The organism is Paracoccus fistulariae (assembly GCF_028553785.1).
Classification (GTDB): Bacteria; Pseudomonadota; Alphaproteobacteria; order Rhodobacterales; family Rhodobacteraceae; genus Paracoccus; species Paracoccus fistulariae.
Genome location: NZ_CP067136.1, coordinates 3,082,900 through 3,096,569 on the forward strand (window position 1 = coordinate 3,082,900; position 13,670 = coordinate 3,096,569).

15 protein-coding genes are annotated in these 13,670 nt (G+C 62.5%); 7 read left to right on the forward strand and 8 right to left on the reverse strand.

Going from position 1 to position 13,670, the window contains the following annotated elements; translation table 11 throughout:
- Window positions 1-122: 122 nt before the first annotated feature.
- The 4 genes from JHX87_RS15260 to JHX87_RS15275 are packed head-to-tail and all read right to left on the reverse strand — an operon-like array spanning window position 123 to window position 2,280.
- The gene (locus JHX87_RS15260) at window positions 123-695 is read right to left on the reverse strand and encodes a cob(I)yrinic acid a,c-diamide adenosyltransferase (protein ID WP_271885376.1); all 573 of its coding nucleotides are present in this window, start codon (window positions 693-695) and stop codon (window positions 123-125) included.
- Window positions 695-880: a twin transmembrane helix small protein gene (locus JHX87_RS15265; protein WP_377776053.1), complete on the reverse strand. Its 186-nt coding sequence runs from the start codon at window positions 878-880 to the stop codon at window positions 695-697. The genes JHX87_RS15260 and JHX87_RS15265 overlap by 1 nt, the downstream gene beginning before the upstream one ends.
- Before the next feature lie 39 nt (window positions 881-919).
- Window positions 920-1,738 carry an SDR family NAD(P)-dependent oxidoreductase gene (locus JHX87_RS15270; protein WP_271885374.1) on the reverse strand — a complete coding sequence of 273 codons (819 nt, stop codon included), beginning with the start codon at window positions 1,736-1,738 and terminating at the stop codon, window positions 920-922.
- Window positions 1,735-2,280 carry an SH3 domain-containing protein gene (locus JHX87_RS15275; protein WP_271885373.1) on the reverse strand — a complete coding sequence of 182 codons (546 nt, stop codon included), beginning with the start codon at window positions 2,278-2,280 and terminating at the stop codon, window positions 1,735-1,737. Before JHX87_RS15275 ends, JHX87_RS15270 begins: the two co-directional genes overlap by 4 nt.
- A gap of 148 nt (window positions 2,281-2,428) precedes the next feature.
- On the opposite strand from JHX87_RS15275, the gene parC reads away from it, so the two are divergent.
- Entirely contained in the window at window positions 2,429-4,672 is a 2,244-nt protein-coding gene (parC, locus tag JHX87_RS15280) for a DNA topoisomerase IV subunit A (RefSeq protein ID WP_271885372.1), read from the forward strand.
- Window positions 4,673-4,689: 17 nt separating this feature from the next.
- Here parC and JHX87_RS15285 read toward each other — a convergent pair whose 3' ends face one another.
- From JHX87_RS15285 to JHX87_RS15295, 3 genes are all read right to left on the reverse strand, one after another.
- The gene (locus JHX87_RS15285; RefSeq protein ID WP_271885371.1) at window positions 4,690-5,274 is read right to left on the reverse strand and encodes a cytochrome b/b6 domain-containing protein; all 585 of its coding nucleotides are present in this window, start codon (window positions 5,272-5,274) and stop codon (window positions 4,690-4,692) included.
- Window position 5,275: 1 nt separating this feature from the next.
- Complete coding sequence (locus JHX87_RS15290) at window positions 5,276-5,734, reverse strand: c-type cytochrome (RefSeq protein ID WP_271885370.1); 459 nt, start codon at window positions 5,732-5,734, stop codon at window positions 5,276-5,278.
- Between the two features lie 176 nt (window positions 5,735-5,910).
- A complete protein-coding gene (locus tag JHX87_RS15295) occupies window positions 5,911-6,789 on the reverse strand; it encodes a tellurite resistance TerB family protein (protein WP_271885369.1) in 879 nt (292 codons plus the stop codon).
- Between the two features lie 230 nt (window positions 6,790-7,019).
- Between JHX87_RS15295 and tuf the strand changes: the two genes are divergently transcribed.
- From tuf to JHX87_RS15325, 6 genes are all read left to right on the forward strand, one after another.
- The gene (tuf, locus tag JHX87_RS15300) at window positions 7,020-8,195 is read left to right on the forward strand and encodes an elongation factor Tu (protein WP_272833720.1); all 1,176 of its coding nucleotides are present in this window, start codon (window positions 7,020-7,022) and stop codon (window positions 8,193-8,195) included.
- Between the two features lie 201 nt (window positions 8,196-8,396).
- Window positions 8,397-10,067 (forward strand): Pycsar system effector family protein, encoded by a 1,671-nt coding sequence (locus JHX87_RS15305; RefSeq protein WP_271886877.1) that lies wholly within the window; start codon window positions 8,397-8,399, stop codon window positions 10,065-10,067.
- 93 nt (window positions 10,068-10,160) lie between these two features.
- Window positions 10,161-10,556, forward strand: a complete 396-nt coding sequence (locus tag JHX87_RS15310; RefSeq protein WP_271886876.1) for a VOC family protein — start codon at window positions 10,161-10,163, stop codon at window positions 10,554-10,556.
- Window positions 10,557-10,617: 61 nt separating this feature from the next.
- A complete protein-coding gene (locus JHX87_RS15315) occupies window positions 10,618-11,004 on the forward strand; it encodes a VOC family protein (RefSeq protein ID WP_271886875.1) in 387 nt (128 codons plus the stop codon).
- Between the two features lie 5 nt (window positions 11,005-11,009).
- Window positions 11,010-11,423: a GFA family protein gene (locus tag JHX87_RS15320; RefSeq protein WP_271886874.1), complete on the forward strand. Its 414-nt coding sequence runs from the start codon at window positions 11,010-11,012 to the stop codon at window positions 11,421-11,423.
- Between the two features lie 221 nt (window positions 11,424-11,644).
- On the forward strand, window positions 11,645-13,006 hold the full coding sequence (locus JHX87_RS15325; RefSeq protein ID WP_271886873.1) for a dicarboxylate/amino acid:cation symporter: 1,362 nt from the start codon (window positions 11,645-11,647) through the stop codon (window positions 13,004-13,006).
- A 72-nt stretch (window positions 13,007-13,078) separates the two neighbouring features.
- Here JHX87_RS15325 and JHX87_RS15330 read toward each other — a convergent pair whose 3' ends face one another.
- The gene (locus JHX87_RS15330; protein WP_271886872.1) at window positions 13,079-13,582 is read right to left on the reverse strand and encodes a DUF892 family protein; all 504 of its coding nucleotides are present in this window, start codon (window positions 13,580-13,582) and stop codon (window positions 13,079-13,081) included.
- Window positions 13,583-13,670 lie beyond the last annotated feature (88 nt).

The following is a 13,670-nucleotide window of genomic DNA, read 5'->3' on the forward strand; positions in this document are numbered from 1 at the left end:
TTTGTTTGCGTCATCTTTCGAGGGACAGTGTTAGCGGCTGGTTTTCTGCATGTGCAACATAAAAACGCCTTGAGACGTAGCGTTTGCGGCGCAGATCATGCCACCTGGCGCGGGTGCTGGCGCTAACGGCTGGCCCCCGGAACCCACAGGATATCCTCTGTCCCCCCACCATTTGCCTGTCTGGCCGCCACGAAAAGCCAGTCCGACAGGCGATTCAGATAGCGCACGGCGGCGCTGTTCACATCACCCGCCGCAGCCAGGTCGACCGCCCGGCGCTCGGCCCGGCGTGCCACGGTGCGCGACAGGTGCAGATGCGCCGCCAAGACGGTCCCGCCCGGCAGGATAAAGCTGCGCAGCGGTTTCAGATCGGCGTTCATTTCGTCGATTTCGGTTTCCAGCCGGATGACCTGATCGTCGATGATCCGCAGCACGGGATATTCGGCCTCATCGTCACGGGCCATGTTCGGCCGCGCCAGATCGGCGCCCAGATCGAACAGATCGTTCTGGATCATCGCGATGCGGTCCGACAGGATATCCGCCGCATGCAACCGGCACAGGCCCAGCGTGGCGTTCAGTTCGTCCACGGTGCCATAGGCCTCGACCCGGGCGTCGTTCTTGGCAACCCTGCTGCCATCCGACAGCGCGGTATCGCCCTTGTCGCCGGTGCGGGTATAGATCTTGTTCAGAACGACCATCAGCGTCCCCTCAGCCAGATCAGCGTCATGATCAGCGCGATTGCGACTGCCTGTGCGATAATCCGCCAGCGCATGATCTTGTTGGCATTGCGCCGGTTGAATTCGCCACCTTTTGCGAAGCCGCCGATTCCGGTCAGCAGGATGGCAAACACCACCAGCATCGCCAGAATGATCAGGTAATACATCGAATTGTCTTGCATGCGGGACCGCCTTTCCTGCGCAGACTAGTTGCGGCGGGCGAACCAGTCCAGAGCGCGGGTCGAGAGAATGCGCCGCCCAATGCCGGAAATCCGGGTCGGCGTGGTGACATAATAGCGCGGTTTGGGCCGTCTTGTCGTCAGTGCCTGCAGGATCACATCGCTGACGGCAGAGGCCGGCAGTTCGAAACGGTCTTTCCCTTCGGGATGATAAAGCCGTTTCTGAAGGTTGTCGCGATATTGCTGCTGCCGGGGGCTGTCCTGCCAGTTCACCCATTTTTCGAAATGCGGGATCGAGTTCACGCGGATGCGGCTGGTGATCGGTCCCGGTTCGATCAGCACGACCTTGACCGGGCTGTCCCTCATCTCGATGCGCAGCACGTCCGTCAGCCCCTCCAGCGCGAATTTCGTCGCGACATAGGCGCCGCGCCAGGGGATGCCGACAAGCCCCAGGACAGAGCTGATATTGACGATCCGCCCGCCATGCGCGCGAAAATGCGGGATCAGGCGCACGGTCAGGTCATGGGTGCCGAAAAGATTTGCCTCGAAAATCGCCTGCAGGCCGCCGCGCGGGATATCCTCGACCGCGCCGGGCAGGGCGAAGGCGGCGTTGTTGACCAGCGCGTCAAGCCGACCCTCTGCCAGAACCTCTTCGGCCAGACGTGCCACGCTATCGGGATCGGACAGTTCCAGATGCAGGCAACTCATCCCTTCCGCTTGCCGGGCGGCGATATCCTCGGGCTTGCGGCAGGTCGCCACGACCTGCCAGCCTTCGGCCTGCAACCGGCGCGCGGCGTCCAGTCCGATCCCCGAGGAACAGCCCGTGACCAGAACCCGACCGGTCATTCCGCGGGCGAAAGGAATTGCCCCGACATATAGCCCTCGCGACCCTCGGCATCGCGGATGCGGATCCAGGAGCCATCGGTGGGGCCAAGCGCCTCGACCGGTGCCCCTTCGCCAAGCGCGCCGATCACGCGGTCGCTGGTCGTCGGGCCTGCGCGAAAGTTGACGCGACTGCCGGTCACGTAAAGGATCGGGCCGCTGGCGGTGCTGCGCAGATCCTCGGCGCGATCTTGCTGGCCTTCCTTGCCCTCATGTTCGGGTGAGGGGCGCAGCGGCGGGCCGGGGAACCTGTCGACCCGCTGCGGTGTCTGCGATTCTGCCTGAACGACCGCCGGGGCCGCCTCTTCGGGCTGCGTGTCATCGTTCGGGGCGATCGAGGTCTTGATCTGTTCGATCAGCTTTCTGGTTTCGGGATCCTGCGCGGTGGGACGCGGCTCCTCGGTCGGGGTCACGGTGGCGGTGCTGTCGCCATCCGGGCCGACCGCGATCATGGTCACCGCGATGACGGCCAGCAATGCCAGCACCAAAAGGCCCAGTCGAATCATGCCGTCATCCCCATCGTCTGTCCCATCTGGCGCGGTCCTTAACCTATCTTAACGAGCAAGGCCAATTCCCCGCGCCTGCACCCGGTTCCCGCATCAGGACGAAATTTCCGTCTGGACCGGCGCCGCGCTGCGTCCTATCCAGTGGCGCATGTCAGATGATACGCCGATCGAGCCCGAAGAAAATACCGTCCCCGAACCGCTGAGCCGCGCGATCGGCGACCGGTATCTGACCTATGCGCTGTCCACGATCATGAATCGTGCGCTGCCCGATGCCCGCGATGGTCTGAAGCCCGTGCATCGGCGGATCCTGTTCGCGATGCGCGAACTCCGGCTGTCGCCGAACGGCGCCTTTCGCAAATCGGCCAAGATCACCGGCGATGTGATGGGCAACTATCACCCCCATGGCGATGCCGCGATCTATGATGCGATGGCGCGTCTGGCCCAGGATTTCGCCATGCGCTATCCGCTGGTGGACGGGCAGGGCAATTTCGGCAATATCGACGGCGATAACCCCGCCGCCGCCCGCTATACCGAGGCGCGTCTTGCGGGCACCTCGGAATCGCTGATGGACGGGCTGGCCGAAGACGCGGTCGATTTTCGCCCGAATTACGATGGCACGCTGACCGAGCCTGTCGTGCTGCCCTCGGCCTTTCCCAATCTGCTGGCGAATGGTGCCTCGGGGATTGCGGTGGGTATGGCGACCAATGTGCCGCCCCATAACCTGCATGAGGTGATCGACGCCTGCCTGCATCTGATCAAGACGCCCGATGCGCGCGACGACACGCTGGCCGGGATCATTCAGGGGCCGGATTTCCCGACCGGTGGGGTGATCGTCGAAAGCCGCGAAACCATTGCCGAGAATTACCGCACGGGCCGGGGCGCTTTCCGCGTCCGGGCACGCTGGTCGGTCGAGGATCTGGGCCGGGGCCAATGGCAGGTCGTGGTCACTGAAATCCCCTATCAGGTGCAGAAATCCAAGCTGATCGAGCGTCTGGCCGAGCTGATCCAGACCAAGAAGATCCCGATCCTTGCCGATGTGCGCGACGAATCGGCCGAGGATATCCGCATCGTTCTGGACCCCAAGACCCGCAGCGTCGACCCCGAACAGATGATGGCCGCGCTGTTCCGCGTCAGCGATCTGGAACTGCGTTTCAACATGAACATGAACGTGCTGATCGATGGCCGCGTGCCCAAGGTCTGCAGCCTTAAAGAGGTCCTGCGCGCCTTTCTGGACCACCGCCGCGAGGTGCTGCTGCGCCGCACGAATTACCGGCTGGACAAGATCGCCGCCCGGCTTGAGGTGCTTGAAGGCTATCTGATCGCCTATCTGAACCTGGACCGGGTGATCGAGATCATCCGCTATGAGGATGATCCGAAGGCGGTGATGATCGCCGAATTCAAGCTGTCCGATGTCCAGGTCGAAGCGATCCTGAACATGCGCCTGCGCGCCCTGCGCAAGCTGGAAGAGATCGAGCTGCGCACGGAACGCGACAATCTTCTGGCCGAGCGCGAAGAGCTGCAGGCGATGCTGGCCGATGAGGCGCAGCAATGGTCGCGCATATCGGATCAGTTGAAAGAGGTGCGCAACCTCTTCGGAAAATCCTCGGAAGAGGGTAAACGCCGCACCGATATCGCCGAGGCCCCGGATGTCGCGCCCATCGACATGGACGCCATGATCGAACGAGAGCCGCTGACCGTGATCTTGTCCAAAATGGGCTGGATCCGGGCGATGAAGGGCCATCAGGCGCTGGATGCGGAACTGAAATTCAAGGATGGCGACGGTCCGGGGCTGGCGCTGCATGCGGAAACCACCGACAAGCTGATGGTTTTCGCCTCGAATGGCCGGTTCTACACCCTTCCCGCCAATAACCTGCCCGGTGGTCGCGGCATGGGAGAGCCGCTGCGCCTGATGATCGATCTGCCCAATGAGGCCGAGGTGATCGCCGTGTTCCCCTGGCGCGAGGGCGAGAAATATCTGGTCGCATCGAAGGCTGGCGACGGGTTCATCGTCGCCGCGGGCGATATTCTGGCGCAGACCAAATCGGGCAAGCAGGTGCTTAATGGCGAGGCGCTGCTGTGCCGCCCGGTGACGGGCGATCACATCGTGCTGGTCGGATCGAACCGCTATATGCTGGTCTTCCCGGCCAGCGACTTGCCGGAAATGTCGCGTGGGAAGGGCGTCCGCCTGCAGAAATTCGGCAGCGGCGGCGGGTTGGTTGCGGCTGATACACTGACCGATGCCACCTTCGTGACCCTGTCCGAGGGGCTCAGCTGGCCCATGGGCGGCGGCAAGACCCGCACAGAACGCGATCTTGGCGAATGGCTGGGCAAGCGCGCAAGCGCCGGTCGCGCGGTGCCGCACGGCTTCCCAAGTAACAACAAGTTCGGCTGACCAGTGCGCCGCGCGGCTTAGCGGCGGCGCACCCATTTCCAGCCGGTCAGCATCGGCCTTACCAGATCCTCGTGCTTCCACAGCCGGTAAAAGGCGATGGTGGCGATATGCAGGATGACCAGGATCAGCAGGATATTCGCGCCCAGATGGTGCCAGCCGACCGCCTTGCGCGACGTGGCGCTGCTGACCTGATCGGCCAGCGGTCCGACATTGATGTAATCGTCGGGATCCGCGATCAGCCCGGTTCCCGTCTGCCAGATCAGCGCCGCCAGCATGGCAAAGACGGCCAGACCGCCCAGCGGGTTATGACCGGGCCAGAGGCTGGGCGTGCGCCGGAACATGGTCTTCACATAGGCCAGCAGCGCCCTGGGCCGTGGCAGAAAGCTGGAAAATCGCGCAGGTTCCGGCCCGATGAAGCCCCAGACCAGCCGGAATGCCAGCAGGGTGATGATGCCATAGCCGAACCAGAAATGCAGCGTCATGACATTCGGGCCGAACTTGCCCAACAGCCAATTCGCGATCACCAGCGTTGCCAGCGCCCAGTGGTAGAAGCGCAGGGCAGGGTCCCAGACCCTGACCCGTCTGGCGGTTTCCTGGGCCATGTCAGCGCGGTTTGCGGTAATCGTCGTGGCAGGCCTTGCAGGTTCCGCCCAGCTGCTGCAGCACCGGCCCGATGCTGGCCTGCCCGCCGGTGACGGCGGCCTGCGACCCGGCAGCCGCGTTTTTCAGATCCGCCAGCTTTGCGCTGAAACCTTCGGGGTTTTCGAAAGCCGCCGGCAGGGTCGCGGACTCACTGGTATCCTCGGATGACGTGCCGGGCACCGCGAAGAGGGGCGCCACATTGTAATTCGTCAGCGCCTCCAGATTGGCGGCGGCGGCGGCAGCGGCGGCCTCGTCATAGTCGATCTCGCCCTTGGCCATTCCCGACAGCTTGCCCATCTCGATCGAGATCAGGCTCATATAGCCCTGACGCCCCTCGATCGCGTCTTCGGCATCCTGAGCGAAAATCGCGGTGGGCGCGGCAAGCGCGGTGGCGATGACGGCGTATTTCAAGAATTGCATTGCTGGCTCCTGTCGGGCGTGGCTATGGCGGTTGCGTTCCGGGTGCTGCCAAGGTCGCGGCAGTCTGAAAACATTGCCAGAGAGCGCAAGCCGGATCAATCGTATGCATCAAATGGCTGGGTCTTGCGACCGCGTGCCCCGCCCAGGGAAAATCATGGCCGGGCGGGGCAATAGTGTCAGGAATACAGCGGCGTAACGCCCGCCTCTTCATGGATCTTGTTGACGGTATTTTGATCGACGCCAAGGGCCTTGGCCAGATCGTTCAGATATTCCGCCTCGGCCAGGCTATCCAGATCGATGGCCAGCAGCGACATCAGATAGACCTGCGCCTCAAGCCCCTGCGGCACCTCACGCGCCAGCGCCTTGGCATCGACCGGCGTGGCCATCTGTTCGCGGATGAAATTCCGCTCGTCCTCGTCCAGATCGTCGCCCAGATGGGACAGCAGGCGCTGCTTTTCGGCCTCGTCGATCTTGCCGTCGGATTTCGCGGCCTGGATCATCGCTTTCAGCATCAGCCCGGCCACGGCATTCTGTTCCGGCGTCGGCAGAACCTCCGGCTCGCCATCGTTGGAGACGGCGTCATTGAACAGCTCGCCAAAGCTGGCGTCGTTGCGTTCCTGCGAGTCCTTGCGGGCCAGTCCGCCTGCGGCCGCGCCGCCCGCCGCACCACCGGCCGCGCCGCCCAGAAGGCCGCCCAGCAGATCGCCCAGACCGCCTCCACCTTGACCGCGAGAGCCGGACAGGCTGTCCAGCAGGCCGCCCAGACCGCCCGAGGCGCCCGCCGAATTCGGCCCGCCATAACGGCGGCCGGTACCCGCGCCCGAGGAATTGCCGCCCAGAACCTGCCGCAGCATGTCCGAGACGCTGCCGCCCGAACTGCCGCTGGTGTTATTGCCCAGCAGGTCGTTCAGCAGACCGCCGCTGCCGCCCGAACGCGAACCTGCAGACTGGGTGCTGCGTCCCGAACCCTGCTGGGTTTTCTTCATCAGCGCCCCGACGCCCTTGGCAACCATCACGCCTGCGGCAACACGGGCCAGGCTCTTCATCAAACTCATATCTCTACCTCCGTCAGGATGCCGGAATAGGGGTCATCCCATTGCATTCGTTGTTGAACGACTCGCTTCGCCCTCGGGTTCCCTGCCGATTCCGCGACAAGTTCCGCGCTGACACATATAAAGGCAAAGGGAATTGGCGTTTGCCACCCTTGATTTTTCCCGAATCCGCTTATAAATCGCGGCGCACATTCATCGGGGCCATCACGCCGCCCCGCGATCAGGAGGCCCAGATGGCAAAGGCAAAGTTTGAACGTACGAAACCGCACGTTAACATCGGCACGATTGGTCACGTTGACCACGGCAAGACGACGCTGACGGCTGCGATCACGAAATATTTCGGTGATTTCAAGGCTTATGACCAGATTGACGGCGCCCCGGAAGAGAAGGCGCGCGGGATCACGATCTCGACGGCGCATGTGGAATACGAGACGGATGACCGTCACTACGCCCACGTGGACTGCCCCGGCCACGCCGACTATGTGAAGAACATGATCACGGGTGCTGCGCAGATGGACGGCGCGATCCTGGTGGTGAACGCGGCCGACGGCCCGATGCCGCAAACGCGCGAGCACATCCTGCTGGGCCGTCAGGTCGGCATTCCCTACATGGTCGTCTACCTGAACAAGGTCGACCAGGTGGATGACGAAGAGCTTCTGGAACTGGTCGAGATGGAAGTGCGCGAGCTGCTGTCCAGCTATGACTATCCCGGCGACGACATTCCGATCGTGAAGGGCTCGGCTCTGGCCGCTCTGGAAGGCCGCGACGAGGAAATCGGCGAAAAGTCGATCCGCGCGCTGCTGGAAGCCGTTGACAGCTATGTCCCGACGCCCGAGCGCGCCGTGGACAAGCCGTTCCTGATGCCGATCGAAGACGTGTTCTCGATCTCGGGCCGCGGTACGGTTGTGACCGGCCGTGTCGAGCGTGGCGCGGTGAACGTCGGCGACGAACTGGAAATCGTGGGCATCCGCCCGACCAAGAAAACCACCTGCACCGGCGTGGAAATGTTCCGCAAGCTGCTGGATCGCGGTGAGGCTGGCGACAATATCGGCGCGCTGCTGCGCGGCGTTGAGCGTGACGGCGTGGAGCGCGGTCAGGTTCTGGCGAAGCCGGGTTCGGTGACCCCGCACACGAAGTTCGAGGCCGAAGCCTATATCCTGACCAAGGAAGAGGGTGGCCGCCACACGCCGTTCTTCGCGAATTACCGTCCGCAGTTCTACTTCCGCACGACGGATGTGACCGGGACGGTGAAGCTGCCGGAAGGCACCGAGATGGTGATGCCGGGCGACAACCTGAAGTTCGAGGTCGAGCTGATCGCCCCGATCGCGATGGAAGACGGCCTGCGCTTCGCGATCCGCGAAGGCGGCCGCACGGTCGGCGCCGGCGTCGTCGCCAAGATCCTCGAGTGATCATCGGCGTAGGGTGCGTGCAAGCACGCACCTTACCCAACATCAAGGCCCGTCCCGAAAGGGGCGGGCTTTCGCGTTGAAAGGGGGGGCTGCCCGCGGGAAGGTCGAAGAGATCGGCGCAAATATGCTGATGAACGCACTTGTTCAGGTGGAATACGGTGTCTGCGTCGTTGTCTTCTCTGAATGAAAGGGAGGGCAACTGTGAGCAAGAAGACCAGCAAGAAGGAAAAGGCCGATCCCGTCAGCGGGGATGAGGCAGGTGCCGCTGCGGATTCCGCGCGGGTCGCGGCCGCCTCCGATCCGAAACCGGCGAAGGAAAAGGCACCCGGATCATCGAAAGCGGTTGAGACGATGTTCCGCAGCGCCATTCGCGCAGAGCTGGAGATCATCGCTTTGGCGGCGACAAAGGCGAATATCATGATCTCGCTGAACGGGCTGATCATCTCGGCGCTGATGATCTCGGGGGCGTTCATCTTTGCCTCGACCGCGGCCTTTCTGCTGCCTGCGGGCGTTTTCCTGATCACCGCGGCCGCGTCGATCTTCTTCGCGCTTCTGGCCGCCTCGCCGGAACGGGCCGGGCTGTTCACCGGTCTGCGCGACTGGGCAGCGGCAATGTGGCACGGCAAGGCCCGGCTGCGCGATCTGCGCGGCTATCTGCGCCGCAAAGAGGTCTCGCCCGACGATCCGGACCTGAACGTGCTGATCTATGAACATCGCGTCGCCCTGACGCGGGACCAGCACTGGCAGCGGATGCAGGAATTGCTGCGCGACCGTGAAGAGATCTATCACCGGATGACAGATCAGCTTTACTGGCTGGGGGTGATGGCGGATCGCAAGTTCCGGATGCTGGATCTGTCCTATACCATTTTCCGGTGGGGGCTTCTGGCCTCGGTCCTGGTCTTCATCAGCGTGAAATCCGTGGTCGGCCTGTTCCCCAGCCTTAGCGGCGCGCAGGTCACGCGGCTGCATAATCTGGGCATTTCGGAATTCACCGACATCTATGAACCCTCGGCCGTGCAGCAACTGGCGGATGGGCGGGTGCTCGTGGTCGAGGATGAAGCCTCGCGCGCGATGAGCGTGATGAGCATCGCCGAAGATGGCAGCCTGATCGAAAATGCCCGCGACGATGTGCGCATCACCCGCGCTTTCGGGCGCAAGCTGAACGATCTGGAAGGGCTGTCCATCGATGACAGCGGCAATGTCTATACCATCACCTCGCATTCGCTGAACAAATCCGGGGACCGCAGGCCTGACCGGGAACAGTTGCTGCGTTTCCAGATCAGCGGCAATTCGGTCGGCAATATCCGCAGCTATCTTGGCTTGCGCGATGCGATCGCGACCGATGAGGCGTTGAAGGCCGATATCCTTGCCCAAAGCGGGGAAGAGCCGGATTTCGAGACGCTGAATATCGAGGGCCTGTCCTATTATAAAGAGGCCGGGCACCTGCTGTTGGGCCTGCGCGAGCCGATGGCTGCGGGCCGTTCTGTCGTGCTGATCATGGTCAACCCGGACGAGGTGTTTGAACATGACGGCGCGCCGCGCTTTGCCAAGCCGATCCTGCTGGATCTGCGCGGCGGCGGCATTCGTGCGCTAAGCTATGACCCGATCCTGCGCAGCTTCCTGATCGTGAATGAGATCGAGGGCTATGAGGGCAATCGTTATTCCCAGCTTTGGTCATGGTCCGGCGATGCCGAGGATGCGCCCGAACCCGTCGCGCTGCCCGATATCATCAACCTGAACAATGTCGAATCCATCGATTCGATCACCATTCAGGGTGAGCCGCGCCTGCTGCTGATGAGCGATGAGGGCAATGAAAAGAAGAACCGCCCGGCGCGTTACATGATGTTGGAATATGACCAGATCGAGGGCTGAGGGGCGCTGACCCGGTGGCCGCGACGGCATGGCGCGTCGGCGCGGCCCTGTGATAAAGGAGGACGCGACACCACGGACACAGGAGGTCGCGTCATGGCAAAATATATCCATTCCATGATCCGCGTGCTGGACGAAGCCCGCTCGATCGCTTTCTACGAACAGGCCTTTGGCCTCAGCGTCGCGGACCGGCTGGATTTCGACGATTTCACCCTGATCTATCTGTCAAATCAGGACAGCGAGACAGAGCTGGAGCTGACGGTGAACAAGGGCCGCAGCACCCCCTATGATCTGGGGGATGGCTATGGTCACATCGCCTTTTCCGTGGAGGATGTCGATGCGACCCATGCCCGGCTGGAGGCTGCGGGCCTTGCCCCGCGCAAGCTGGTTGACTTTGCCCCGGGAGGCGAGGTGATCGCGCGGTTTTTCTTTATCGCTGATCCGGATGGCTATCAAATCGAGGTTTTGCAGCGCGGCGGACGGTTCAAATAGGCTGCTGACGGGAATGGTCAGCAGGGTGATCGGATAATGCCCCCTCGAAAGGAGCATTACCATGATCGACCATATCGGATTTGCCGTGTCTGACCTTGCCGCCTCGCGCGCGTTCTATTCGCCTGCGTTGCAGCCACTGGGCATCACCCTGCTGATGGAGGTCACCGAAGAGATGACCGGCGGCCATGGCGCGCATCTGGGCTTTGGCCGCGACAACAAGCCCTTCTTCTGGATCGGAACCGGAAAGCAGGTGGCCACCAGCGTCCATGTCGCCTTCGCCGCCCGGGACCGGGCTGCGGTCGATGCCTTTCATGCTGCGGCCCTGAAGGCCGGGGGCAGGGATAACGGCGCGCCCGGTCTGCGCCCCGAATATCACCCCGGCTATTACGGTGCCTTCGTGCTGGACCCCGATGGCAATAATATCGAAGCCGTCTTTCATGGCGGGTGATGGCCATGAAAACCTATCACGCAAGCTGTTTCTGCGGCGCGGTCCGGTTCGAGGCCGATGGCGATCTGGCCGATGGCACGATGCGCTGCAACTGCCGCTTTTGCCGGAAAATGCGCTATTGGGAGATGCGTCTGCCCGATCCGGCCGGGTTTCGCCTGCTGGCCGGGCGTGACGCGCTTGTCGAAACGCCCAGAGCGCAGGATGACGGGCTGCAGATGCATCACTGGTTCTGCGGCCGCTGCGGAACCCGGCTCTGGACCGATGGCGATATTCCGGAAATGGGCGGCCGTTTCCTGCAGGTCTGCGTCGCGGCCCTTGACGATGCGGGACAGGATGAACTGATCGTCGCCCCGATCCACTGGGCCGACGGCGCCCGTGATGACTGGTGGCAGCCGGCCCCCGAAACACGGCATCTGTGACGGCTGGAATATCGGCGGCGGTGGGTTCCGGTCGGCCCCGCCGCCGCTTTTTTGGCTGCTGTCGCGCATCCCGCAGGGCGCCGGTTCAAGCCGGGAAAATCCCCAAACGCGAGAGAGCTTTGCTAACTGTTCGCCTATTGGTCTACATTCATGCTATCTTTCGGGAAAGCGGCGCCGAAGAAGCGTCATTGTAGCAACGATAACCATCAAGGGATTTTTATATGGCCGACACATCCGACAAAGCCGCGAAGTCAAGCGGCAAGATGAGCCTGACGACAAAGATCATGATCGGGATGGTGACGGGGCTGATCTTTGGCGTCTTCGCCAATCAGGTCAATCTTGGTTTCATCAACGACTACCTGATCAATGGCCTTTTCCACATGATCGGTACGGCCTTCGTGAACGGGCTGAAAATGCTGGTCGTTCCGCTGGTCGTCTTTTCGCTGCTGACCGGCGTGTTCGGGATCAGTGACGTCAAATTGCTGGGCCGCGTCGGCGGCAAGGCATTTGGCCTGTATCTGATGACCACGGCCATTGCGATTGCCGTCGCCATCACGCTGGCGCTGGTGGTGGGGCCGGGTGTCGGCTTCAACATGGAGGGCGTGGATGTCTCGAACGTGAAGGCGGCCGAGGCGCCCAGCGTCTGGATGGTCTTTGCCAATATCGTGCCGACAAATCCCGTCGCGGCGCTGGCCAATGGGGAAATGCTGCAGATCATCTTCTATGTGATCGTGGTGGGCATTGCCGGGCTGATGCTGGGCGAGGCCTCGGCCCCCTTCGTGGCCGCCTGCGAATATATGAACGATCTGATGATGAAAGTGGTCGAGATCGTCATGGCCTTTGCGCCGATTGGCGTTTTCTGCCTGATCGCACGCGTCTTTGCGCAGCAGGGGATCGAGCTGTTCCTGCCGGTCGCCAGCTATGTCGCCGTCCTGACGGGCGCGCTGCTGCTGCACCTGTTCGTGACGCTGATGCTGCTGTTGAAGGTCATGTCGGGGCTGAGCCCGGTCACCTTCATCCGCAAGATCCGCCCGGCGCAGATCTTTGCCTTTTCCACCGCAAGCTCGAACGCGACGATTCCTGTCACCTATCGCTGCGTGACCGAGCGTATGGGCGTCGATAATTCTGTCGCCTCCTTCTCGGTTCCCTTTGGTGCCACGATCAATATGGACGGCACCGCGATCATGCAGGGCGTGGCGACGGTGTTCCTGGCCAATGTCTATGGCATCGATCTGGGGCTGTCGGGCTATATCACGGTGATCGCAATGGCGGTGCTGGCCTCGATCGGGACGGCGGGCGTGCCGGGTGTCGGCCTTGTCATGCTGACCATGGTGCTGACGCAGGTCGGGCTGCCGGTCGAAGGGATCGCGCTGATCCTGGGTGTGGACCGCCTGATGGACATGATCCGCACGGCGGTGAACATCACCGGCGATGCGGTGGTGACGACCATCGTGGCCAAGTCCGAGGGCAAGGTCGATCTGGATGTCTATGACGACCCCACCGCCGGAGAGGTCGATGGCAGCTTCGAGATCGACCCGGAGGCCGAGAAACATCTGGCCGCGATTGCACGGCATACGGACTGATCGGTAGATCATCCGGCATCGTAAAAAAGGCCCCGGTCGCTGCCGGGGCCTTTTCGATTGCGGGCAAGGTGCTCAGACGCCGTCCATGGCTGCCTTGTTGACCTCGCCTTCCGCGATTTCCGTCATGTGGCGATCGCCGTCCCAGGTCTGGTCCAGACATTCCTGCAGCCGGGCGCCATCACCCTCATGGCCCAGGCGGTTCGCGAAGGTGCGCGCGCAGCCATAGCCCGCGATGGCGTAATGGGCCATGCGCTGGTATTGGGTGATGATCGCGGCATCCTGCGCGTCCTCATCGGCAAAATCGGCCTCAAGTGCGTGCTTGCGCGCCTCGACGACAAGACCTTCCATGCCGCGGCAATGCTCTCCGGTCGGGTCCACGCCATGCTCGTTGCACAGCGAGGCCAGCACATCCATCCCTTCCGAGATGCCCTGGCTGCCGGCGATCAGCGCCTCGGACAGTTCTTTCGACTTCGCGGCGCGGCCCATCTCGGTCACGATGGCCATGGATTGCTTGCACGCCGAATAAAGATCGCGAAGCTGGTCCAGATAGAGGTCGTTGAGGTTCTTGATGGTCATTCTCATCTCCGCTTTTTGGGTGACTGCCTCTGGGGCAGTTTGCGCTGCGTCAACGTGGCGTGGCAGAGGCCGTTCCGCGAACCAGCAA

Excerpts from the sequence above, each read along its gene's own strand:
- JHX87_RS15260 (WP_271885376.1), bottom strand. The coding sequence starts at position 695 with ATGGTCGTTCTGAACAAGATCTATACCCGCACCGGCGACAAGGGCGAT.
- JHX87_RS15265 (WP_377776053.1), bottom strand. The coding sequence starts at position 880 with ATGTATTACCTGATCATTCTGGCGATGCTGGTGGTGTTTGCCATCCTG.
- JHX87_RS15270 (WP_271885374.1), bottom strand. The coding sequence starts at position 1,738 with ATGACCGGTCGGGTTCTGGTCACGGGCTGTTCCTCGGGGATCGGACTG.
- JHX87_RS15275 (WP_271885373.1), bottom strand. The coding sequence starts at position 2,280 with ATGATTCGACTGGGCCTTTTGGTGCTGGCATTGCTGGCCGTCATCGCG.
- parC (WP_271885372.1), top strand. The coding sequence starts at position 2,429 with ATGTCAGATGATACGCCGATCGAGCCCGAAGAAAATACCGTCCCCGAA.
- JHX87_RS15285 (WP_271885371.1), bottom strand. The coding sequence starts at position 5,274 with ATGGCCCAGGAAACCGCCAGACGGGTCAGGGTCTGGGACCCTGCCCTG.
- JHX87_RS15290 (WP_271885370.1), bottom strand. The coding sequence starts at position 5,734 with ATGCAATTCTTGAAATACGCCGTCATCGCCACCGCGCTTGCCGCGCCC.
- JHX87_RS15295 (WP_271885369.1), bottom strand. The coding sequence starts at position 6,789 with ATGAGTTTGATGAAGAGCCTGGCCCGTGTTGCCGCAGGCGTGATGGTT.
- tuf (WP_272833720.1), top strand. The coding sequence starts at position 7,020 with ATGGCAAAGGCAAAGTTTGAACGTACGAAACCGCACGTTAACATCGGC.
- JHX87_RS15310 (WP_271886876.1), top strand. The coding sequence starts at position 10,161 with ATGGCAAAATATATCCATTCCATGATCCGCGTGCTGGACGAAGCCCGC.
- JHX87_RS15315 (WP_271886875.1), top strand. The coding sequence starts at position 10,618 with ATGATCGACCATATCGGATTTGCCGTGTCTGACCTTGCCGCCTCGCGC.
- JHX87_RS15320 (WP_271886874.1), top strand. The coding sequence starts at position 11,010 with ATGAAAACCTATCACGCAAGCTGTTTCTGCGGCGCGGTCCGGTTCGAG.
- JHX87_RS15325 (WP_271886873.1), top strand. The coding sequence starts at position 11,645 with ATGGCCGACACATCCGACAAAGCCGCGAAGTCAAGCGGCAAGATGAGC.
- JHX87_RS15330 (WP_271886872.1), bottom strand. The coding sequence starts at position 13,582 with ATGACCATCAAGAACCTCAACGACCTCTATCTGGACCAGCTTCGCGAT.